Consider the following 21,032-nt stretch of genomic DNA (forward strand, 5'->3'; position numbering starts at 1 on the left):
TCCGGGTCCCCGGCTCGGTCTTTTCCCGGCGTGGATCCCGACCGAGGTTGGAACGGTTCCACTCGGGAGCGGACGGTCTTCCGAGTCATCACTCTCGGAGGTTCTCGTGAACAGACTCATCCGGTGGACGGCGGCCTTCGGTGCCGCGGTCCTCCTCCCGCTCGGCCCCGCCTCGGTCGCGTCCGCTGCGCCGGCTGTCGCCACCACGTCCGCCCGCACTGCCGACCGCCTCGTCGAGGTGCCCGCGGCCGAGGCGTTCGAGCAGGCCGTCGACCCGAGCGAGTGCGGTGGTCCCACGCTGCTCGACGGCTACTTCGACCAGCAGGTCCAGGCCCTGGCCGAGTCGGGCGACCTGGCGTTCGTGGCCGCGCACCAGGACGCGTTGTTCTCGGTGCCCACCTACGACGCGCTCTTCTTCGGCACGGCCGGTGACCCCGACTACGCCCTCGACACCCACGCCGCGCAGATCACCAACACCTTCCGCGACCTCCGCCGGTTCTGGGACATCGAGTCCGGCGACATCCAGCTGATGGAGATGAACGGCGAGTCGCTGCTCGACGCCGACCGCATCGCGAGGACGCTGACCCTGATGGTCGAGCTGGGCGAGATCGCCCCGCTGACCCCGGAGCAGATCCAGACGGAGGCGACGACCGTCGCCACCTACATGCAGAGCCACGGCGACCTCTACGACAACCCGCTGTGGACGCTCAACGCCTTCGCCTTCACCGCCGAGGGCGAGACCGACCCGCTGATCAAGGACCTGCCCGACAAGCTGATCATGGGCAAGGGCATCATCGAGGCGTACGACGCCTTCGGGCTCGGCGACGTCGGCCCGCGCGCCATCATGGCGCACGAGTTCGCCCACCACGTGCAGTTCGAGCTGGGCGCCTTCGACGACGGCCCGACGGACCCCGCCGCGGCCACGCGTCGCACGGAGCTGATGGCCGACGCGATGGCGACCTACTACGCCACGCACAAGAAGGGGCTCGCCCTCAACGCGAAGCGCGTGACGGACGCCCTGCTCAGCTTCTACACGGTCGGCGACTGCGTGTTCGACAGCCCCGGCCACCACGGGACGCCGGTGCAGCGCCAGCGCGCTGCTGACTGGGGTGCCGACCTCGCCGCTGCCGCGCGCCCGCGGAGCATGGTGCTCCCGGCCGCTGACGTGATCGCCCTCTTCGAGGACGCCCTCCCGGGCATCATCTCGGGCAGCTGATCGAGCCGACAGGCCCCGCCACCCGACGGGTGGCGGGGCCTGTCGTGTCTCGTCAGCCGGTCTGCTGCTACTTGGGCTCGGCGCGCAGCAGGCGCAGCAGGCCGAGGAGGAACGGGACCACGAGCCAGATGGTGCCGGAGACGAGCAGCTGGGCCAGGAGCTCGCCGCTGGGTGCGCCCTCGTCCTGGAACATCAGCCCCTGGGCGGTGTTGAACTCGATCCACGGTGCGAGGTCGGCGAACCACTCCTGGAAGGACCCCAGGATGCCGACCGCGATCGGCAGCACCAGGGAGTAGATGAAGTAGGCGACGATCGCTGCCGGGCTGTTCATCAGCAGCATGCCGATGGCGAAGCCGGTCAGGATCCCGATCAGGTTGGCCACCAGGAAGCCCTTGACGAGCACGTCCGCGGTGATCGACCAGTCCCCGCCGCCGATGACGGTGCCGATCGCGGCGACCGCCATGGCGATGACGATCAGCCCGGCGCCCAGGAGCAGGCCACCACAGAGCTTCGCGCCCACCACCCGGCCGCGGTGGGGCTCGAGGGTGAAGGTCGTCAGGCCGGTGCGCTGGCTCCACTCGCTGGTGACCATGAGGATCAGGAGGATGGGCAGGAAGTAGCCCAGCACGCCACCGGCGACTGCGATGACATCGCCGAAGTCACGGCTGTCCTCGGGCGCCGCGAAGGCGTAGATCACGACGACGGCCAGGCTCAGGAGCACGATGGAGCCGGAGAACCAGCGCCCGGCGCGGGTGTCGAGGGCCTTGCGGACCTCGACGCTGACCAGGCGGGTGAACGGTACGGCGGGCGTGCCGGACACGTCGAGCGTCTCGGACGAGGTGGCGGTCATGCGGTGCCTCCCTGGGCGGTCGCGGCGGCGGGATGTCCCTCGCGCTGGGTGTCCTCGGTGAGGGAGAGGAAGAGGTCCTCCAGGCCGGTTGCCCCGGACCGGAGCTCGGTGAGCACGACCTGAGCCTCCAGCGCCGCACGTCCGACCGTGGGGGAGTCGCAGTCGACCCGGAGCCCGCCGGCCTCGACGGTGACCGTGTGTCCTGCGGCCGTCAGCTGGCGGCCGAGTGCGTCGTTGTCCTCCGAGTGGACCAGCGTGCTGGTCGCCTCACCGGACAGGAGGGACTCCTTGGTGCCCGAGGCGACGATCTTGCCCCCGCCGATGAGGATCATCTCGTCGGCGATGAGCTCGACCTCGTTGAGAAGGTGGCTGGACAGCAGCACGGTCCCGCCCTGGTCGGCGTACGACTTGAGCAGGCGCCGCATCCAGCGGATGCCGGCCGGGTCGAGCCCGTTGGCCGGCTCGTCCAGGATCAGCACCGACGGATCGCCGAGGAGCGCGTGGGCGATGCCGAGGCGCTGGCGCATGCCGAGCGAGTAGTTGCGCACCCGACGCTTGGACTCGCTCGGGGTCAGCGACACCAGCTCCAGCATCTTGTCGACGCGTGAGTCCGGCAGCCCCATCGTCTTCGCGCCGATCATGAGGACCTCCCGCCCGGTGCGGCCCGCGTGCTGGGCGGAGGCGTCCAGCAGGACACCGACGTGCAGGCCGGGGTTCGGGATGTCGCGGTAGGCCCGGCCGCCGATGCTGACGCTGCCCGAGCTGGCAGGGGTCAGCCCGACCATGATCCGCATGGTCGTCGTCTTCCCTGCTCCGTTGGGGCCGAGGAAGCCGGTGACGCGGCCGCGCTGCGCGGTGAAGCTGACGTCGTCGACGGCGGTGAACCCGCCGTAGGTCTTGGTGAGGTGATCGACCGTGATCATGGGTCCACCCTTCCATGGACGACAGCTCCAGCCGGGGGTGGTCGACCGGGCGCGCCGCAGAGCGGGAACTGTACGAGAACTGTGCGGGTCACTGACCGTGGTCGCACGCGACCGATCGCGGTGGACTGCTGCGGAAGGACCCGACGGGGGTCCCACCAGGAGGGAACTGACATGAGCACCACCACCCTGCGACGCCTCGGCGTCGTGACCGCCGCAGCGGCTGCCGCGATCGCCGTCACCGCGACGAGCGCGAGCGCCCACCACTGCTTCGTGCCGATGTACTCGCTCGGCGGACCTGCTTCGTCGAACTGGTTCGTCCTGACGGCCGCGGACGGGGCAGGCTTCGAGGGCTACACGGCGGAGTGCGCCGGGGCGAACGAGGCGGGCTACGCCGCGCTCCGTGCCGCCGGCCTGCCGGTCGGCCTCAAGATCTTCGAGAAGATGACGATCGGCGACCCGAAGCACACGGGCCGGATGAACCCCAACGGCGCCAACGGCGTGGGCCTGGAGTACTTCGAGGCGTTCTCGCCGCTGCCGGGCCAGATGGTCGAGACGTACGTCGCCGGGGCGAGCGCCCACGACTGCTGACCGCGTGAAGCGCCCCGGGTGCCGCAGTGGGGAGCGGAACCCGGGGCCGCCTCGCGTCAGGGCACGACGTGGCGGCCCGGTCGACGACCCGTTCGGCGCAACCAGATCGCGAGACACCCGTCTCACGATCGGAGGTTCGGTGGCACCATGAGCTCGTGACCACCAGCACGATCATCATTGCCTAGCGCGACGGGACTCCCCGCCGCGCCGACCTCCTGCACCCCAGGAGGTTTTTTCATGTCACCACTCCGAGGGAACTGCGATGGACCTGCACGGCTCGTTCCACGTCTACGACACCACCCTGCGCGACGGCGCCCAGCAGGAGGGGCTCAACCTGTCGGTCGCCGACAAGCTGAGCATCGCCCGCCAGCTCGACGGGCTCGGGGTCGGCTACATCGAGGGCGGTTGGCCGGGCTCGAACCCCAAGGACACCGAGTTCTTCCGCCGCGCGAGCCAGGAGCTCGAGCTCACCCACGCGAAGCTCGCGGCGTTCGGCGCCACCCGCCGGGCCGGCGTACGAGCTGCTGACGACCCACTCGTCGCCGCCCTCCGCGACTCCGGGGCGGGCGTGGTCACCCTGGTCGCCAAGTCGCACGACCGCCACGTCGAGCTCGCGCTGCGCACCACCCTCGAGGAGAACCTCGCGATGGTGCGCGACACCGTCACCCACCTGCGCGAGGAGGGGCAGACGGTGTTCCTCGACGCCGAGCACTTCTTCGACGGCTACCGCGCCAACCGCGCGTACGCGCTGGAGGTGCTGCGCACGGCTGCCGAGGCCGGCGCGGAGGTCGTCGCGCTCTGCGACACGAACGGCGGCATGCTGCCCGACTGGGTCTCCGACGTCGTCCTCGACGTGATCGAGTCGACCGGCGCGCGGGTCGGGATCCACGCCCACAACGACAGCGGGTGCGCCGTCGCCAACTCGCTCGCCGCGGTCGCCGCCGGCGCCAGCCACGTGCAGGGCTGCATCAACGGCTACGGCGAGCGCACCGGCAACGCCGACCTCGTCACCGTCGTCGCCAACCTCGAGCTCAAGCTGGACCGCAGCGTCCTGCCCCAGGGCCTGCTCAAGGAGGCGACCCGCATCGCCCACGCCGTCGCCGAGGTCACCAACGTTCCGCCGGCCTCGCGCCAGCCCTACGTCGGCACGTCGGCGTTCGCGCACAAGGCCGGGCTGCACGCCAGCGCGATCAAGGTCGACCCCGACCTCTACCAGCACCTCGACCCGCTCGTCGTCGGCAACGACATGCGCCTGCTCGTCTCCGACATGGCCGGCCGCGCGTCGATCGAGCTCAAGGGCAAGGAGCTCGGCTACGACCTGTCGGAGGACCGCGAGCTGGTCACGCGCGTCACCGACCGGGTCAAGCAGATGGAGCAGGGTGGCTACACCTTCGAGGCCGCCGACGCCTCCTTCGAGCTGCTGCTCGCCGAGGAGGTCGAGGGTGCCCGGCCGTCGTACTTCGACGTCGAGTCGTGGCGTGTCATCACCGAGACCCGCACCGACGGCGAGGCCGTCTCCGAGGCGACGGTGAAGCTGACGGCTGCGGGCGTGCGGTACGTCGTCACGGGCGAGGGCAACGGGCCGGTCAACGCCCTCGACGCCGCCCTGCGCGAGGCGATCGGGCAGGCGTTCCCGGAGGTCGCGAAGTTCGAGCTGATCGACTACAAGGTGCGCATCCTCGACCAGGGCCACGGCACCGACGCGATCACCCGCGTGCTCATCGAGACCAGCGACGGCGAGTCGTCGTGGGTCACCGTCGGCGTCGGCGCCAACGTCATCGAGGCATCCTGGGGCGCCCTCGTCGACGGGCTCACCTTCGGCCTGCGGCGCCAGCACCGGTAGGTTCGTCTAGGTTGCTGCCGGTGACCTCGACGCGCGCGACCAGCTTCGGTGCCTGGGCGGAGCAGTACGACGACCACCGCCCGACCTATCCCGACGACGCCGTCGGCTGGCTGCTCCCGCCGCACGCGGTGCGGGTCGCGGAGGTCGGAGCCGGCACCGGGAAGCTCACCGACCGGCTGGTCGGGCGCGGCCTCGACCTCGACGTCGTCGAGCCCGACGGCCGGATGCTCGCGCTCGTCGCCGACCGGCACCCGGGGCTGCGGGTCCACGAGGCGGGCGCCGACGCGCTCCCGCTGGACGACGGATCGGTCGACGCCGTGCTCGTGGCCGATGCCTGGCACTGGTTCCCCAAGGCCGAGGCGTCGGCGGAGGTGGCGCGCGTCCTCCGCCCGGGCGGCTGGCTCGGGTGCGTCTGGAACGTGCCGGTGCTCGAGCACGACTGGCAGTGGCGGGCGATGCGCCTCGACCCGGCGCTCGCGCACCCCGAGGACACCGACCCGATGGAGCGCCTCGACCTGGCCTCCGGATCGGCGGAGCAGCGGTCGTTCCGCTGGACCTGGACCCTCACGCCCGCGCAGTGGCGCGGCTTCGTCTCCACGGTCTCCCACGTCGCGCTGCTCCCCGAGGCCGAGCGTGAGGCTGCGCTCGACGAGACCGAGCGGCTGGTGACCGAGGCGTGCGAGGCCGCCGGCGCGAGCGGCGTACCCCTCGACCACGACGCGGTCTGCATCCGCTGGTCACCAGACGGTGGAGCGGCGTGACCACCTCCTACGACGACCTGCCGCGCCAGACCTCGACCGTCGAGCGCGTCGTCACCGTACTGCTGATGGTCGGGCTGGCCGTGCTGGTGCCGCTCGCCTCGTTCTTCGGCCTCTTCTTCGGCATGGCCTCCGACGGGTGCGTCGGCGACACGCGCTGCAGCAGCGGGCAGATCTCCGCCGGGATCGTCATCTCGTCCGGATCGCCGTGGATCGTCTACCTCGTGGCGCTGGCGGTGGTCATCGTGCGGTGGGTACGCCGTCGACGCACGTGGTGGGTGCCGGTCGCCGCACTCGTGGTGGGTGCCGTGCTCTGGGCGCTCGGCGGCTTCGTCGCCGTGTCGGGCGTCGGCTGAATCAGCCGCCGACCACCCGGCGCACCAGGTCGTCCCAGCCCGCCTCGATCCGGTCGAGGGAGATGTGGTCGCGCTGCTGCTGCTCGATGACCATGATGTCGAGCGGCGCCAGGATCGCGATCGACAGCAGGACGAGGTCGCCCGAGACGCGGAGCTCGTGCAGCAGGTGGCGCACGTGCATGACGGCGAACGACGCGGCTGCCCGCGAGCGCGCGGAGCTGTCGCCGGTGGCGGCCTTGATGAGCGCGCCGGACGTGACGTTGGTGCGCATCCGCGAGTGGCCGAAGGCGAGCAGCCGCTCCATCGGCGGCGCACCGGGCCCCAGCGGCGGGGGACCGGAGATCACGCTGGCCTGCCAGGCCGCCTCGGACTCGTTGAGCACCGCGGCCATCAGGCCCTCGCGGCTGCCGAACCGCCGGAACAGCGTCCCCTTGCCGACGCCGGCGGCCGACGCGACCGTCTCCATCGTCACGCAGTCGACGCCTCGGGTCCGGATGAGCTCCAGTGCCGCGACGAGGATCGCCTGCCGGTTGCGCGCGGCATCCGCCCGCTCCGGGGCGGGCTCGTCCGCCATCGGCAGCAGGTTCGTCACGCGCTCAGGTTAGGGCGCAGGAAAAGAACGGGCATCCGGGAATGAAAACGGACCGCGGTCCGTTTCGCCTGTCATGACCACAGACAAGCAGACCCGCGTCGCAGTCCTCCTCGGCTCCACCCGCACCGGGAGCCTCAACCGCCGCATCGCCGAGCATCTCCGCGAGCACGCGCCCGCCGGAGTGACCGTCGACGTGGTCGAGGGCCTCGACACCGTGCCCTTCTACAACGAGGAGATCGACGGCGACACCGCCCCGGCCTCCGCCACCGCGCTGCGCGCGTCCGTCGCCGCCGCCGACCGTGTCCTCGCCGTCACGCCCGAGTACAACGGCACCATGCCCGCCGTGCTCAACAACGCCATCGACTGGCTCTCTCGCCCCTACGGCCAGGGCGCCATCGTGGGCAAGCCCTTCGCGGCCATCGGCGCCACCCCGACGCCGTACGGCGGGAAGTGGTCGCACGAGCACGCCCGCCACTCCGCCACCATCGCCGGCGCCCTCGTGGTCGAGGGGATCGTCGTCGACGAGTCCGCGGTCGAGGGTGACCCGCTGGCCAACGAGGCCGCCGTCCAGCGCCTCCTCGGTGCGCTCGACGCCCTCGTCGCGCACGAGGCCGTCGTCGCCGCCTGAGCACCCGAGTCCCACGCTTGTCGGCCGAGATCTGGGCTGACAAGCGTGGGAGTCACCGGACATCCGGTGACTCCAGAGGCAGGTAGGTTCGCGAACATGGCCCAGCTGCACGACCTGACCGCGCTCGAGCAGTGCGACGCCGTACGCCGCGGCGAGGTGTCGCCGCTCGAGCTGGTCGAGCACTACGCCGGGCGTGCCGACGATGTCGGCGCGTTCGTCACCACCACGCACGAGCTCGCGCGCGAGCACGCGCAGAGACTGACCGAGGCGGGACGCCCCGCGGACGCAGGTCCGCTCTGGGGCGTCCCGACCGGCATCAAGGACCTGCACCCGACGGCCGGGGTGCGCACCACCTTCGGCTCCGCGGCCTACGACGACTTCGTCCCCGACGAGTCCGACGACCTCGTCCTCACCGTCGAGGCCGCCGGGATGCCGAGCCTGGGCAAGACCAGCACGCCCGAGTTCGGGTCGCCCTGCTACACCGAGCCCGACGTCGCGCCGCCCTCCGTGACGCCGTGGGACACCGCCCGGAGCGCGGGCGGCTCGTCGGGCGGAGCGGCCGCGGCGGTCGCGGCCGGCCTGCTCCCGGTGGCGCCCGGCTCCGACGGCGGCGGGTCGATCCGGATCCCCGCCTCCTGCTGCGGCCTGGTCGGGCTCAAGCCGTCGCGCGGCCGGGTCAGCGGGGCTCCGCGCTACGGCGACCCGGTCGGGTTGGCGACGCCCGGCACCCTCGCCCGCACGGTCCGCGACGCCGCCGCCCTCCTCGACGTGCTGGAGGGTCGCCGGGTCGGCGATCCCTTCTGGGCTCCGCCGCCGACCTCGTCGTTCCTCGACGCCTGCGACCGCGACCCCGGCCGGCTCCGCGTCGCCCGCTTCATCGCGCCGGTGATCGCGGAGGTCGACGTCGACCCGTCCAGCGTGATGGCGTGGGAGGACGCGTCACACCTCCTCGAGTCCCTCGGCCACGACGTCGAGGACGTCCCGGTGCCGATCCCGTCCGACGCCGTCGCCGACTTCGAGACCTGCTGGGCCGTGCTCACCGCGCTGTCCCCGGCGCCGCCCGGTCGCGAGGACCGGTTGCGGCCGCTGACCCGCTGGCTCAGCGAGCGCGGCCACGCCGTCAGCGGACCGGAGTTCGGCCTCGCCATCGGCCGGCTGCGCCAGCACGCGGCAGCGGCGCTCGCCGCGCTGGCTGCGTACGACATCGTCCTCACGCCGACCCTCGCCCGGCCGCCGGCGCTGGTCGGCGAGCTCCGCGACGACGCCGACCCGGCCCGCGACTTCGCGAACCAGAAGGCCTTCACGCCATGGACCAGCGCCTGGAACGTCACCGGCATGCCGGCGATCTCCTTGCCCCTGCACTGGACCGACGACGGCCTCCCCGTCGGCGTGATGCTGGCTGCGCGCCCCGCCGAGGAGGAGCTGCTCGTCTCGGTCGCCGCCCAGGTGGAGAGCGCTGCGCCTTGGATGGACAGGCGTCCGCCGGACTGGTGAAGTGGCGGGCATGGGTGAGCTGACGCCGTACATCTGCGTGGCGGACGCCCGCGCCGCCATCGAGTGGTACGTCGACGTCCTCGGCGCCGAGGTCGTCGTCGAGCCGATCGTGATGGACGACGGGGCCGTCGGCCACGTCGAGCTCGCGGTCGGTGGTGGGCGCTGGATGATGTCGGACGTGTTCGAGGGGGTTGGCATCGACGCTCCGGACCCCTCCCGCGGCGCCGCCGTCTCCTTGCACCTCGAGGTCGACGACGTCGATGCCGTCTGCGATCGCGTGACGGCCGACGGCACGACCCTCGACCGCGGTCCCGAGGACAACCCGCCCGTCGGCCGGGTGGCGGTCTTCCGCGACCCGTTCGGGCATCGCTGGTTCCTCAACCAGCCCCTCTGACGCCGCTCAGTCGCCGACCCCGCGCGCGTGGAGCGCGTCGCCGGTGTCGCGGGCACGCGCCACGACGCGGATCACGAAGGGGATCAGCCGCGCCCGTGGGGACCGCTCGAGGCCACGCGCGAGCGCCGCGTCGCGGGACTCCTCGGCGAGCAGGATCGTGGACGGTATCGCCCGGAGCATCAGGGAGAACGCCAGCGCCACGGCGTCAGGATCCACGCCGACCCTGCGCAGCGGGCGGAGCCCCCGGGCCACGGCATCCATCACCTCGTCGACGGGCGTCGTGACCGTCAGCGTCGTCGCGAGCAGGATCAGGGCGAGCAGGTCGCCGACGACCTCGACCGCGCGCGGCCAGCCGTTCTGCCACACCGTCCAGGTGCCGAGGATCGCCGCACTGAGCAGCAGCCACCGCATCGAACGCAGGGTGAGGCCCAGCCGCGCACCCGACCGGACCAGCAGCAGGCCGGCGACCACGACGAAGACGAGCGCCGACGCCGGACCTCGTACGCCGACCACGACGATGCTGGCCAGCATGAGGCCGACCAGCTTGGCGCCGGCCGGCAGTCGGTGCAGCCAGGTCGTCCCCGGCTGGTGCAGTCCGAGGAGTTGGGCGCTCACGGGGCGGCCCGGTAGTGCTCGACGACCTCGGCGGGATCGCCGTCCCGCTCGATGCGACCGGACCGCACCAGGAGTGCGCGATCGCAGCGTGCGGCGAGGTCCAGGTCGTGCGTCACCAGCACCAGCTGTTGCGGCAGGCCCAGCAGGAGGTCACCGATCCGTCGGCTGTTGCCCAGGTCGAGCAGCGTGGTCGGCTCGTCCGCGACGAGGACGGCCGGATCGGTCGCCAGCACCCCCGCCAGGGCGAGCAGCTGGCCCTCGCCGCCGGACAACCCGTGCACGCTGCGGTCGCCGAAGCCCTCGAGCCCGAAGTCCGCGAGCACCCGGTCTGCGGCGACCAGGCGGGCGGCCTTGTCCGGGTGCGTCCGCCGGAGCGAGAGGGCCACGTCCTCGCGGGCCGTCGGCATCACCAGCTGTGCGGCGGGGTCGGTGAACATGAAGCCGACCCGACGGCGTACGTCCCGACCCTCGCGCGCGACGTCGAGGCCGTCGACGAGCACGCGGCCGGTCGTGGCCGTCACCAGCCCGTTGAGCAGCCGGGCAAGGGTGGACTTGCCCGATCCGTTGGGCCCGATGAGGGCGATCCGGTGCTCGCTCAGGTCGAGCGTGGTCTCCCCGAGGATCTGCCGGGTGCCGTCGTGGGTCGGGACCGAGACGGTGACCTGCTCGAGGAGGATCCGGCTCACGCGGCGGGCGTGCCCTCACGCTGCACGTCGGCGGGGACGACCGCGCGGCCCAGCATGTCGGGGAACGCCCGATGGACGGCGGTGGCGACCAGCGCCATGGCGACGTTCTTGAGGGCGTCGCCGAACCAGAAGATCTTGTCGATGTCCCAGGCCTGGGCCCAGGTCAGGTCGGCGCGGAGGACGAGCCCCGCCATCCCGCACGTGTGGATGAAGAGGGCCGAGCTGACCAGGCCGGCGCCGAAGATCGCGACTGCGCTGACCAGCGAGCGGCGGGGGAGGCGCTCGACGATCGCACCACAGAGCCCGGCGGCGAGAGGGAAGCCGATGAGGTAGCCCGCCGTGGGACCGGTGAGGACCGCGAGGCCCGCGGCGCCGCCCGAGAAGATCGGGAGCCCGGCGGCGCCCGCGACGACGTAGAGCAGGACCGCGAGGAAGCCGCGTCGCATCCCGAGCACCGCGCCCGAGAGCAGCACGGCGAAGGTCTGCAGGGTGATCGGCACCGGGCCGGCGACCTTGATCGCGGGCAGCAGCGCGCAGACGGCGATCAGGGCCGCGAAGGCCGCGATGAGGGCGATGTCGGTGCCGGGGTTGCGACGGGTGCTCATGGGGTGGTGTCCTCTACCTGAACGGTGATCAGTTGAACGGTGTTCAGGTTAGGGACGGCCGACCGGCACGTCAACGGCCGAGGACCAGTGACCAGGGGGTGAGGCGTGCCACATCACCGCAGCGACGTGCTCGCGCACGCGGTCGCCCTCCTCGACACCCATGGCCTGGCGGCCCTGACGATGCGCCGGCTCGGGGCGGAGCTCGACGTGCAGCCGAGTGCGATCTACCACCACTTCGCCAGCAAGCAGGCGCTGCTCGCGGCCGTCGCCGACGAGATCCTCGCTCGCGGCGCGCGACCGCGCGAGGCGGATGAGTGGCCCGATCGGCTGCGCGAGGTCTGCTCCGAGCTGCGGCTCGCGATGCTCGCCGTGACCGACGGTGCCGACGTCGTGGCGACGGTCTGGGCCTTCGGGCTCGGCGCGGCCGCACCGGTGGCGGAGCTGGAGAAGGTCCTCGCCGACGCCGAGGTCCCCGCCGAGCTCGTGCCGGTCGCCTCGCGGGCACTCGTGCACTACGTCTTCGGCCACGCCTTCGAGGAGCAGACCGCACGTCAGGCCGTCAGGCTCGGCGCCGTCGAGCGGTCGCTGGAGTCGCTGCCCGACTTCGACCTCGGGCTCGATCTGGTGATCGACGGCCTGCGGGCGCGCGTCGGCTAGCTGGCCGTGTCGACGTCCGCGCCGTGGAGCTCCGCGAGCAGGACGGCACCGGCGAGATCGAGCTTCGTCCTCCTCAGCGTGGCCGCAGACAGGTCCACCCCGTCGAGGCTCGCCCCGCGCAGGTCGGCCCGGTCGAGCACGGTGTCGCGCAGCACGGCCCGGTCCAGGCGCGCGCCGGCGAGCACGGCGAGGGTCAGGTCCGACATGGAGAGGTCCGCCTCGCGCAGGTCGACGCCGGTGAGGTCGAGCCGCGAGAGGTTGGCCCCGCGGATCGTCACGCCGAGCCAGGATCCACCCGTCACCGTGAGCGGCCGCATCGTGCACTCGCTGAAGACGGTGCCGACCAGCTTGCAGCCGTCGAGCGTCGCGTCGAAGAACGACGTGCGCCGGAAGTCGCACGCCACGAACGCCGTCGCCCGGTGCACCGACGCGTTGAACCGCCCGCCGTGGAACGTGCACCGCTCGAAGATCGCTCCCGAGGTGGACACCTCGCTGAGGTCGACGTCGGTGAAGGTGCAGTCGGTGAAGCGGGCCGCGCCGAGGTCGTCGCCGTACCAGTCGTCGCCCCGGAAGTGCTGGTCGAGATGGTGGTGTCCGTCGGCTGTCTGGGGGTCGGTCACGCGTGCCACCGTATCCGTGGCGCGACGGATAGGGTCATGCCCGTGATCGCGTCCCACCAGCACCGCTTCATCTTCCTCAAGACCCGCAAGACCGCGGGCACGAGCGTCGAGATCGCGCTGTCGAAGGCGTGCGGACCGGACGACATCATCACCGAGATCAGCCCCGAGGACGAGAAGCTCCGCCAGGCCGCCGGCGGCCGTCCGCCGCAGAACTTCGAGTCGCCACCGCTGGAGCGCAAGGCGTACAACCACATGGGCGCCAAGGCCGTGCGCGACCTGGTCGGCGAGCAGACCTTCGCCGACTACTTCACCTTCGCGATCGAGCGGAACCCGTGGGACGCGGTCGTCTCGCTCTACTTCTGGAAGTACAAGGACCGCGACGAGCTGCCCGACTTCGAGGCCTACGTCCAGGAGATCTGGATCGAGCAGCTCGCCAACAACCGCCGGCTCTACCGGATCCGCGGCCAGATGGTGCTCGACCGGGTCCTGCGCTACGAGTCGCTCGACGCAGAGCTCGGCGAGGTGTGGGACCAGCTCGGCCTGCCCGGCGCACCCGACCTGCCGCGCGCCAAGGGCAACGCACGACCGGCCGGCCACTACCGCGAGCTCTACACGCCGACGTCGAAGCAGCGCGTGGCCGACGTCTTCGCCGACACGATCGAGGCCTTCGGCTACGAGTTCTGACCGGCCAGCAGCCGCTCGCACTCCGCGATCATCTGCGCCCGCAGCGGTGCACCGCTCTCGGCGAACCCGCGCTGTGCCTCGACGTACTCCGCCTTGCCCTCCGCCGTCTCGATCCTGACCGGCTCGAAGCCGAGGTCCGCGAGGTCGTACGGCGCTGCGCGCATGTCGAGCACCCGGATGTCGCGGGCCAGCTCGAAGCAGTCGGCGACCAGGTCGCTCGGGATCATCGGCGACAGCCGGAAGGCGTGCTTGTAGAGGTCCATCCCGGCGTGGAGACAGCCCGGCTGCTCGAAGGCGGGCCGGTCGTCGCGGCCGGGCTGGAGGGTGTTGAGCGGGCGCGCGGACGGGGTGAAGAAGCGGAACGCGTCGAAGTGGGAGCAGCCGATCCGGTGCGACTCGACCACCGCGTCGGTGCCCGCCGCACCCAGCCGCAGCGGCCAGTCGTGGCGTACGTCGTCCGTGCGGTGCACCATCGCCCACTCGTGCAGGCCGAAGCAGCCGAACTGCGGGGCGCGCCCGGCGGTGGCGCTGAGAAGCGTGCGGAGCTGGGTGAGCAGCGGACGCTGCGACTCGACGTACGCCGTCGTGACCGCGACCGGGTCGCCGCCGTAGCCCTTCAGCGAGGCGTACTCCCCGGCCTCCTCCAGCGCGACCCCGAACCCCGGGTGCCACCGCCGCAGCTGGGCAGGGCGGTGGGAGTAGTAGGTGAAGAGGAAGTCGTGGACCGGGTGGTTGACCTTCTCGGCCCGGCGGGCGAGGTGCGGCTCGACGAACGTGTCGACCCGTGCCGCGTGGGCGTCGGCCCGCGCACGCCACTCGGCCGCCACCAGAACCTTCACTGGAATGAGGCTAGTGCGTGGGCGGACCGGGGCGGACACTGACGAGATGATCGACCGCAGCGCCGGCCTCGACCGCGCCCACGCCCTCACCCTCGAGTGGCTCGACTCGCTCGCCGACCGTCCGGTGCCGCCGCGACTGACCAGCGAGGAGATGGTGGAGCGCCTCGAGCGGGTGCTGCCGGACGGCCCGACCGACCCGGCAGCCGTCGTCGACGAGCTCGCGGCCGCCTGCGACCCCGGCCTGACCGCGATGCCGGGCGGTCGGTTCTTCGGCTTCGTCATCGGCGGCACCCATCCCGCCGCCCTCGCCGTCGACTGGCTGGTCAGCGCCTGGGACCAGAACACCGGCCTGCGCATGCTCACGCCCGCCCACTCGGCGATCGAGGAGGTCGCCGAGTCGTGGCTGCTCGACCTGCTGGGGCTCCCGGACGAGAGCGCGGTCGGCTTCGTCACCGGCGGCACGATGGCGAACTTCACCTGCCTCGCCGCCGCCCGCGACGAGGTGCTGCGCCGCGCGGGCTGGGACGTCGCGGCGGACGGCCTGCTCGGCTCGCCCGGCGTACGCGTCCTCGTCGGCGCCGAGCGGCACGACACCATCGACCTCGCGCTGCGCTACCTCGGGCTCGGGGCGCCCGAGGCGGTGGCGGCCGACGACCAGGGTCGGATCGAGGCCGCCGCGCTGACGGCTGCCCTCGAGGCAGGCGACGGACGGCCGACGATCGTGTGCCTCCAGGCCGGCAACGTGCACTCCGGTGCCTTCGACCCGTTCGTGGAGACGATCGCTGCGGCCCACGACGCGGGAGCCTGGGTGCACGTGGACGGTGCCTTCGGGCTCTTCGCCGCAGCCTCGGCCGCCCGCCGCCACCTCACCGCGGGCTTCGAGGCCGCCGACTCGTGGGCGACGGACGCCCACAAGACGCTCAACGTGCCCTACGACTGCGGGCTCGCGATCGTCCGCGACCGGGCGGCGCTGCGGGCGGCGATGGGCATGCACGGCGACTACCTGATCTTCGACGTCGCGGGCGAGCCGATGGACAAGGTCCCGGAGATCAGCCGGCGCGGGCGGGCGTTCCCGGTCTGGGCGGTGCTGCGGTCGCTGGGGCGTGACGGCGTGGCCGCGCTGGTCGACGGCTACTGCACGCATGCGCGCGCCTTCGCCGACGGGATCGCGGCCATCGAGGGGGCCGAGGTGCTCAACGACGTGGAGTTCACCCAGGTGTGCGCGGCCTTCGGCGACGACGACGCCACCCGTGCCGTCGTCGAGGCGATGCTCGCCGACGGCACCGCCTGGACCACCGGCTCGCGGTGGCGCGGCCGCGCGGTGCTGCGCGTCAGCGTGAGCAACTGGTCGACGACCACCGCTGACGTCGAGGCCGCTCTCGATGCGCTGGGGCGTGCGGCCCCTCGATAGGGTCGGTGCATGCGCATCTGCAGGTTCAGCACGGGCGAGGAGCCGCGCTTCGGCGTCGTCACCGGGGAGGTCGACGAGTTCGGCCAGCCCGCCGAGGACTCGGTCGTCGTTCCCCTCGCCGGCGACCCGCTCTACGTCGGCATCAAGCTCATCGACGAGGAGCACAAGCTCAGCGACCTACGACTCCTCGCGCCGGTGATCCCGCGCAGCAAGGTGGTCGGAATCGGCCGCAACTACGCCGCGCACGCCGCCGAGATGGGCAACGACGTGCCCGACGAGCCGCTGATGTTCCTCAAGCCCAACACGACCGTCGTCGGTCCGGGCGACCCGATCTTCTACCCGCCGCAGACGAGCAACCTGCACTACGAGGGAGAGCTCGCCGTCGTCATCGGCCGCATCTGCCGCGACGTCCCGGTCGAGCAGGCCACCGACGTCATCTTCGGCTACACGATCGCCAACGACGTGACCGCGCGCGACCTCCAGCGCTCCGACGTGCAGTTCACCCGCGCGAAGGGCTTCGACTCGTTCTGCCCGGTCGGGCCGTGGATCGAGACCGACCTCGACCCGCACGCCTTCAACGAGGGCCGCCAGGTGCAGACCTACCTCAACGGCGACCTCGTCCAGGACGGCTCGACCGCCGACATGATCTTCGATGTGCCGACCCTCGTCGCGCACGTGTCCTCGGTGATGACGCTGCTCCCCGGCGACCTCATCCTCACCGGCACCCCGGAGGGTGTCGGCCCCATGCAGGTCGGCGACGAGGTCGAGATCTCGATCGCCGGCATCGGCGCCCTGACCAACCCCGTCGCCCTCCGTTCCCCGAACCCCGGAAGCTGAGCACCGCCATGTCGTCGCCCGTCCGCGTCCGTTTCTGCCCCTCGCCCACCGGCTCGCCGCACGTCGGCCTGGTCCGCACCGCCCTCTTCAACTGGGCCTTCGCACGCCACCACGGCGGCCAGATCGTCTTCCGGATGGAGGACACCGACCGCGAGCGCAGCACCCAGGAGTCCTACGACGCCATCGTCGACCTCTGGCGCTGGCTCGGCCTCGACTGGGACGAGGGCATCGAGGTCGGCGGCCCGCACGGCCCCTACAAGCAGAGCGAGCGCGGCGACATCTACCGCGACGTCCTCGCCCGGCTGCGCGACTCGTCCTACTCCTACGACTGCTTCTGCACCAACGACGAGGTCACCGCCCGGCGGCAGGCGTCCGGCTCCAAGATGCAGGGGTACGACGGCTTCTGCCGCGAGCTGTCCGACGAGCAGCGCGCCGCCTTCGAGGCCGACGGCCGCTCGCCGATCGTGCGGTTCCGGATGCCCGACGGCTCGATCACCTGGAACGACGCGGTCCGCGGAGACATCACGTTCGAGACCGAGAACGTCCCCGACTTCGCGCTGTCGCGCGCCAACGGCGACCCGCTCTACACGCTGGTCAACCCGGTCGACGACGCGCTGATGGGGATCACCCACGTCCTGCGGGGCGAGGACCTGCTCTCCAGCACCCCGCGCCAGCTCGCACTGTTCGAGGCACTCGTCGCCCTCGGCATCGCCCGGGAGGTGCCGATCTACGGGCACCTGCCCTACGTGATGGGCCAGGGCAACAAGAAGCTCTCCAAGCGCGACCCCGAGGCACACGCGTTGGCCTACCGCGAGCAGGGCTTCCTGCCCGAGGGCCTGCTCAACTACCTCGCGCTGCTCGGCTGGGCGATCGCTGCCGACCGCGACATCTTCTCGATGCAGGAGATGCTCGAGGCGTTCGACATCCAGGACGTCAACCCCAACCCGGCGCGCTTCGACCTCAAGAAGGCCGAGGCGATCAACGCCTCGCAGATGCGGCTGCTCTCGGTGGAGGACATCACCCACCGTGCGCTGCCGTTCCTCAAGGAGGCGGGCGTGGTCTCCGACCCCGTGTCGGATGCCGACGCGCAGCTGCTCGAGCTGGCGATGCCGCTCGTGGCCGAGCGGATCAACAAGCTCACCGAGGCCGCGCCGATGCTCGACTTCCTCTTCGTCGACGAGGCCGACTTTGTGCGCACCGACGAGCTCGACGACACGGCCAAGGGCGTCGTGAAGGCGGCCCACGACGCCGTCGTCGGGCTCGACACCTGGAGCACCGCGGCCATCGACGAGGCGCTGCGGGGCAAGCTCATCGACGAGCTCGGCCTCAAGCCGCGCCTCGCCTTCGCCCCGGTCCGGATCGCGGTGAGCGGCAAGAAGGTGAGCCCGCCGCTCTTCGAGTCGATGGAGCTGCTGGGCCGGGACCGGTCGATCGCGCGGCTCCGGTCGGCGTTGGGCTGACGCGATGCCAGCTCAGCTGACGCCGGACTTCCGGCCGCAGTACCACCAGTTGCACCGCGTCGGACGGCCCGGAGTGTGGCGCTCGTTGGTCGGCGCCGTACTGCTCCTGGTCCTGGTGTTCGCGATCGTGCCGGCGTTGGTCGGAGTGGTGGCCCTGGTGGTGCTGGTGGCCAGCGGGCGGTCCACGAGTGAGGCGTCGGCAGTGCTCGACGTCACCGCAGAGGTCACCCCGGCTGGGCTCGCGGTGCTCAACATCGTGCTGGCCTCGGCCATCCCGTCCACCTTCGCTGTCGCATGGGTGCTGCACCGGCTCAAGCCCCGCTGGATCTCCTCCGTGGCTCCTCGGCTGCGGTGGCGCTACCTCCTGCTCTGCGTCCCGGTCGCGGTCCTGGCGCTCCTCGCCTCCCTCGCCGTCGGTCTCCTGCTTCCCCTGGCACCCGGAGAGGCCCCGACCGGAGGGCTCAACGAGTTCACCGCGCGGACGCGCGACTTCGTGCTCGTGATCCTGCTCCTCACTCCGCTCCAGGCGGCGGCGGAGGAGTACGTCTTCCGCGGCTACCTGGCGCAGGCCTTCGGCGCGCTGGTGTGGGCGCGCCGTGGCTCGCAGGCCCTCGCCGTGCTGGGGCCGGCTCTCGTCTTCGCGTCCTTCCACGGCTTGTCGCAGGACCTTCCAGTCTTCTTCGACCGCTTCGCCTTCGGTGTCGTCGCCGGCATCCTCGTGATCCGCACCGGGGGCCTGGAGGCGGCCATCGCGATGCACGTGCTCAACAACTTCTTCGCCTTCGGCCTGGCGCTGGCGTTCGGTGACATGACGACGGCGCTGAACGCCTCCGGTGAGAGCAGCTGGTGGACGATCCTGTCCACGCTGACCCAGTCGCTGGTCTTCCTCGTGTTGGCCAGCTGGGTCGCCGGCAGGATGGGCCTGGTCAACGTGGGGCCGCCGGTCGGGGTGACCGCGGCGCCTCCGTCGGACCCCATTTTGGCTGCCCCACCTCCGCGCGTGTAACGTTCGGGATCGGTTCCGCGAGGAATCATGTGGTGGTCAGGACGATTGCAACGCCGTCGGACTGATACCCCCATGGGGTATGGTGTAATTGGCAACACGGCTGGTTCTGGTCCAGTTGTTCTAGGTTCGAGTCCTAGTACCCCAGCGAATCCGGTCCCCCGGGACAGGATTTGGTGCGGATCTCCATCCTTGGATAGAGTTTCGCCCGCTGCTTCCGAGCAGTCAGCATCATGAGCACGACATGCAAGCCCCCGTCGTCTAGCGGCCTAGGACGTCGCCCTCTCACGGCGGTAACGCCGGTTCAAATCCGGTCGGGGGTACGGCACCGAATTGGGGTCCTGACCAGCGGAAACGCTGGACAGGGCCCCTTCGGCATTTTGACCCACATCGGGCTGGGGCAACACTGGGGCAACAGCAGGATCGGCCTGGTCAACGATATGAAGCCGGGTACGACGCTCGCGCGCTGCGTCGCGGGCCCGGCCCAGCGCATCGCCGACCTCGTCGAACCGGTCCTCGAAGAGGTGACCGTAGGTGTCGAGGGTCATCGACGCCGAGCCGTGTCCCAGCATCTGCTGCACGACCTTGACGTCGGCACCGCTGGCGATGGCTAGGCTCGCGGCCGTGTGCCTGAGCTCGTGCGGGTGGAGGTCGGGCACGCCGATGGCTCGGGCCGCTGTACTGAATGCGGTGTGAAAGGTGCCCACCCGCAACGGCTGACCGTTGCGGATGCCAGCGAACACCAGGTCGTCCAGCTGCTTGCCCTCGATGTGGCGCCCGAGATCGCTGGCGAGGAACTGGGGGATCGGGACCTCGCGTCGCTGATGGGTCTTGGGAGTGCCCCAGACAAGCCCCAGCCCCTGAACGGGCGTCACCGACTCGGCGATGATGGCGCGGTTGCGGCGAAGGTCGAGCCTGCTGACCCGCAGCGCGGCCATCTCGCCGAAACGGACGCCGGTGTAGCCCAGGAACAGCACGACAAGCCGGTAAGTCTCGTTCGCTCGAGTGTCGAGGCTGCTGTGCTTGCTCGGATCATGGGGGTAGCCGGCCGCAGTTGCGAGGTCTTCGACCTGCTCATGTGTCAGGTAGCGGTGCTCGGGCTTGCGCACGCGCGGCAGGTTCACGCCACCAGCGACGTTGCGCGCCAACCGGGCGTCCTTGACGGCCATGTCGAGGATGAGGCTGAGCACGCGGTGGATCTTCTGGACGGTGGCGGGGGAGCGATGCAGCGCGAGTTCGCTGACCCACGCCTGTACGTCGCCGTGTGAGACGTTCGCGAGCCTGACGCGGTCCCACCTCGGGTGGACGTGCGTGCGCAGGATGCCCGCGTATCGCGACCGCGTGGTCGGCTTGAGGTGTGCTTGCCCCTCCAGCCAGAGTTCCGCCCACTCTCCGACGGTCACCTTCGCGAGCGCCGGGTCGACATAGGTGCCGGTGACCTTCGCGTTCTCGATACTGGCGAGAAATCGCTCGGCGTCGACCTTGCGCGCGAAGGTCCTGTTGCGCTGGGCGCCCGCCGGGGTCCGATAGTGCGCGCGCCACGACGTTTGTCCGCTGCGCATGCGTTTCTCGATGCTAGCCATGGTGGTGCTCCTTCCTCCGGGCTTCATCGTCGCTCGGGGATGTGACAGTGGCTCGTCTCATCGGCGGTCCTGTGGACGGTTGGTCTGTTCGGTGAGCCAGAGGACCAGGTCGGCTCTCCAGTAGCGGACGTGGCGGCCGACCTTGAAGGACCGGGGTCCGCAGCCGAGGTGGCGCCAGTAGCGCAGGGTGCCTTCGGGGACGCGGAGGAAGCGGCAGGCTTCCTGGAGGGTGAGCAGGTCGTCGCGGGAGTTCTGGCGGGGGCCTGGGACGTTGGGTTGTGCGGACATGGGGTCCTCCTCGTGGATGGTTCCGACGACGTTCGATGCCGGTCGTGGTGGGTGGTTGTCTGCGATCGATGGGTACGTGTCAGTTCCCACGGTGAGCGCCGG

Annotated in this window: 24 protein-coding genes, 2 tRNA genes and 1 pseudogene; 17 read left to right on the forward strand and 10 right to left on the reverse strand. The window is 71.2% G+C overall.

The window, feature by feature from the left end; genetic code table 11:
* The first annotated feature begins 106 nt into the window (after positions 1–106).
* Positions 107–1,216 carry a neutral zinc metallopeptidase gene (locus EUA06_RS00965; protein WP_129473139.1) on the forward strand — a complete coding sequence of 370 codons (1,110 nt, stop codon included), beginning with the start codon at positions 107–109 and terminating at the stop codon, positions 1,214–1,216.
* Between the two features lie 67 nt (positions 1,217–1,283).
* Here EUA06_RS00965 and EUA06_RS00970 read toward each other — a convergent pair whose 3' ends face one another.
* Together EUA06_RS00970 and EUA06_RS00975 are read right to left on the reverse strand one after the other, a co-directional pair.
* Positions 1,284–2,066 carry an ABC transporter permease gene (locus tag EUA06_RS00970; protein WP_129473140.1) on the reverse strand — a complete coding sequence of 261 codons (783 nt, stop codon included), beginning with the start codon at positions 2,064–2,066 and terminating at the stop codon, positions 1,284–1,286.
* Positions 2,063–2,989, reverse strand: coding sequence for an ABC transporter ATP-binding protein (locus EUA06_RS00975; RefSeq protein WP_129473141.1), 927 nt, complete (start codon positions 2,987–2,989; stop codon positions 2,063–2,065). Before EUA06_RS00975 ends, EUA06_RS00970 begins: the two co-directional genes overlap by 4 nt.
* A gap of 171 nt (positions 2,990–3,160) precedes the next feature.
* Here EUA06_RS00975 and EUA06_RS00980 point away from each other — a divergent pair, with 171 nt between their 5' ends.
* The 4 genes from EUA06_RS00980 (at position 3,161) to EUA06_RS00995 (ending at position 6,534) form a co-directional block, all read left to right on the forward strand.
* Positions 3,161–3,577 (forward strand): hypothetical protein, encoded by a 417-nt coding sequence (locus EUA06_RS00980; protein WP_129473142.1) that lies wholly within the window; start codon positions 3,161–3,163, stop codon positions 3,575–3,577.
* Between the two features lie 262 nt (positions 3,578–3,839).
* Entirely contained in the window at positions 3,840–5,420 is a 1,581-nt protein-coding gene (cimA, locus tag EUA06_RS00985) for a citramalate synthase (RefSeq protein WP_129473143.1), read from the forward strand.
* Positions 5,421–5,440: 20 nt separating this feature from the next.
* Positions 5,441–6,181 (forward strand): class I SAM-dependent methyltransferase, encoded by a 741-nt coding sequence (locus EUA06_RS00990; RefSeq protein ID WP_165354210.1) that lies wholly within the window; start codon positions 5,441–5,443, stop codon positions 6,179–6,181.
* Entirely contained in the window at positions 6,178–6,534 is a 357-nt protein-coding gene (locus EUA06_RS00995; protein WP_129473145.1) for a hypothetical protein, read from the forward strand. Before EUA06_RS00990 ends, EUA06_RS00995 begins: the two co-directional genes overlap by 4 nt.
* A gap of 1 nt (position 6,535) precedes the next feature.
* On the opposite strand, the gene EUA06_RS01000 is transcribed toward EUA06_RS00995, so the two are convergent.
* Positions 6,536–7,126 carry a TetR/AcrR family transcriptional regulator gene (locus tag EUA06_RS01000; RefSeq protein ID WP_242497896.1) on the reverse strand — a complete coding sequence of 197 codons (591 nt, stop codon included), beginning with the start codon at positions 7,124–7,126 and terminating at the stop codon, positions 6,536–6,538.
* Positions 7,127–7,199: 73 nt separating this feature from the next.
* Here EUA06_RS01000 and EUA06_RS01005 point away from each other — a divergent pair, with 73 nt between their 5' ends.
* From EUA06_RS01005 to EUA06_RS01015, 3 genes are all read left to right on the forward strand, one after another.
* On the forward strand, positions 7,200–7,754 hold the full coding sequence (locus EUA06_RS01005; protein ID WP_129473146.1) for an NAD(P)H-dependent oxidoreductase: 555 nt from the start codon (positions 7,200–7,202) through the stop codon (positions 7,752–7,754).
* Positions 7,755–7,850: 96 nt separating this feature from the next.
* Positions 7,851–9,248, forward strand: a complete 1,398-nt coding sequence (locus tag EUA06_RS01010) for an amidase (RefSeq protein WP_129473147.1) — start codon at positions 7,851–7,853, stop codon at positions 9,246–9,248.
* 10 nt (positions 9,249–9,258) lie between these two features.
* Positions 9,259–9,642, forward strand: a complete 384-nt coding sequence (locus EUA06_RS01015; RefSeq protein ID WP_129473148.1) for a VOC family protein — start codon at positions 9,259–9,261, stop codon at positions 9,640–9,642.
* 6 nt (positions 9,643–9,648) lie between these two features.
* Here EUA06_RS01015 and EUA06_RS01020 read toward each other — a convergent pair whose 3' ends face one another.
* Genes EUA06_RS01020 through EUA06_RS01030 form a run of 3 tightly spaced genes read right to left on the reverse strand, consistent with a single transcriptional unit; the run spans position 9,649 to position 11,548 of the window.
* Positions 9,649–10,257, reverse strand: coding sequence for an energy-coupling factor transporter transmembrane component T family protein (locus EUA06_RS01020; RefSeq protein WP_129473149.1), 609 nt, complete (start codon positions 10,255–10,257; stop codon positions 9,649–9,651).
* Complete coding sequence (locus tag EUA06_RS01025) at positions 10,254–10,943, reverse strand: energy-coupling factor ABC transporter ATP-binding protein (protein ID WP_129473150.1); 690 nt, start codon at positions 10,941–10,943, stop codon at positions 10,254–10,256. The genes EUA06_RS01020 and EUA06_RS01025 overlap by 4 nt, the downstream gene beginning before the upstream one ends.
* Entirely contained in the window at positions 10,940–11,548 is a 609-nt protein-coding gene (locus tag EUA06_RS01030) for a biotin transporter BioY (protein ID WP_129473151.1), read from the reverse strand. Before EUA06_RS01030 ends, EUA06_RS01025 begins: the two co-directional genes overlap by 4 nt.
* Positions 11,549–11,653: 105 nt before the next feature.
* On the opposite strand from EUA06_RS01030, the gene EUA06_RS01035 reads away from it, so the two are divergent.
* Positions 11,654–12,205: a TetR family transcriptional regulator gene (locus EUA06_RS01035; protein ID WP_129473152.1), complete on the forward strand. Its 552-nt coding sequence runs from the start codon at positions 11,654–11,656 to the stop codon at positions 12,203–12,205.
* Here EUA06_RS01035 and EUA06_RS01040 read toward each other — a convergent pair.
* Positions 12,202–12,825 (reverse strand): pentapeptide repeat-containing protein, encoded by a 624-nt coding sequence (locus tag EUA06_RS01040; RefSeq protein WP_129473153.1) that lies wholly within the window; start codon positions 12,823–12,825, stop codon positions 12,202–12,204. The two genes, EUA06_RS01035 and EUA06_RS01040, sit on opposite strands and share 4 nt — an antisense overlap.
* A gap of 42 nt (positions 12,826–12,867) precedes the next feature.
* Between EUA06_RS01040 and EUA06_RS01045 the strand changes: the two genes are divergently transcribed.
* Positions 12,868–13,509 carry a sulfotransferase family protein gene (locus EUA06_RS01045; RefSeq protein ID WP_129473154.1) on the forward strand — a complete coding sequence of 214 codons (642 nt, stop codon included), beginning with the start codon at positions 12,868–12,870 and terminating at the stop codon, positions 13,507–13,509.
* Here the strand turns inward: EUA06_RS01045 and EUA06_RS01050 are convergent.
* Positions 13,497–14,348, reverse strand: coding sequence for a 3-methyladenine DNA glycosylase (locus EUA06_RS01050; RefSeq protein WP_129473155.1), 852 nt, complete (start codon positions 14,346–14,348; stop codon positions 13,497–13,499). The genes EUA06_RS01045 and EUA06_RS01050 overlap by 13 nt on opposite strands.
* A 46-nt stretch (positions 14,349–14,394) precedes the next feature.
* On the opposite strand from EUA06_RS01050, the gene EUA06_RS01055 reads away from it, so the two are divergent.
* The 7 genes from EUA06_RS01055 (at position 14,395) to EUA06_RS01085 (ending at position 19,673) form a co-directional block, all read left to right on the forward strand.
* The gene (locus tag EUA06_RS01055) at positions 14,395–15,759 is read left to right on the forward strand and encodes a pyridoxal phosphate-dependent decarboxylase family protein (RefSeq protein ID WP_129473156.1); all 1,365 of its coding nucleotides are present in this window, start codon (positions 14,395–14,397) and stop codon (positions 15,757–15,759) included.
* Positions 15,760–15,768: 9 nt separating this feature from the next.
* The gene (locus tag EUA06_RS01060; RefSeq protein WP_129473157.1) at positions 15,769–16,596 is read left to right on the forward strand and encodes a fumarylacetoacetate hydrolase family protein; all 828 of its coding nucleotides are present in this window, start codon (positions 15,769–15,771) and stop codon (positions 16,594–16,596) included.
* Between the two features lie 8 nt (positions 16,597–16,604).
* Complete coding sequence (gltX, locus tag EUA06_RS01065; protein WP_129473158.1) at positions 16,605–18,056, forward strand: glutamate--tRNA ligase; 1,452 nt, start codon at positions 16,605–16,607, stop codon at positions 18,054–18,056.
* Between the two features lie 4 nt (positions 18,057–18,060).
* Complete coding sequence (locus EUA06_RS01070) at positions 18,061–19,062, forward strand: CPBP family intramembrane glutamic endopeptidase (RefSeq protein ID WP_129473159.1); 1,002 nt, start codon at positions 18,061–18,063, stop codon at positions 19,060–19,062.
* A 73-nt stretch (positions 19,063–19,135) separates the two neighbouring features.
* Positions 19,136–19,207, forward strand: a tRNA-Gln gene (locus EUA06_RS01075).
* Positions 19,208–19,309: 102 nt separating this feature from the next.
* A tRNA-Glu gene (locus EUA06_RS01080) sits at positions 19,310–19,382 on the forward strand.
* A gap of 57 nt (positions 19,383–19,439) precedes the next feature.
* On the forward strand, positions 19,440–19,673 hold the full coding sequence (locus tag EUA06_RS01085) for a hypothetical protein (protein ID WP_129473160.1): 234 nt from the start codon (positions 19,440–19,442) through the stop codon (positions 19,671–19,673).
* Here the strand turns inward: EUA06_RS01085 and EUA06_RS23325 are convergent.
* Together EUA06_RS23325 and EUA06_RS01095 are read right to left on the reverse strand one after the other, a co-directional pair.
* Positions 19,638–20,669: pseudogene (locus tag EUA06_RS23325) on the reverse strand (tyrosine-type recombinase/integrase); the annotation flags it as partial. The gene EUA06_RS01085 and the pseudogene EUA06_RS23325 sit on opposite strands and share 36 nt — an antisense overlap.
* A 30-nt stretch (positions 20,670–20,699) precedes the next feature.
* Positions 20,700–20,930 (reverse strand): helix-turn-helix domain-containing protein, encoded by a 231-nt coding sequence (locus EUA06_RS01095; RefSeq protein WP_129473161.1) that lies wholly within the window; start codon positions 20,928–20,930, stop codon positions 20,700–20,702.
* Between the last annotated feature and the right edge of the window lie 102 nt (positions 20,931–21,032).

Origin of the sequence: Nocardioides glacieisoli (assembly GCF_004137245.1) — a bacterium.
GTDB classification, from domain to species: Bacteria; Actinomycetota; Actinomycetes; order Propionibacteriales; family Nocardioidaceae; genus Nocardioides; species Nocardioides glacieisoli.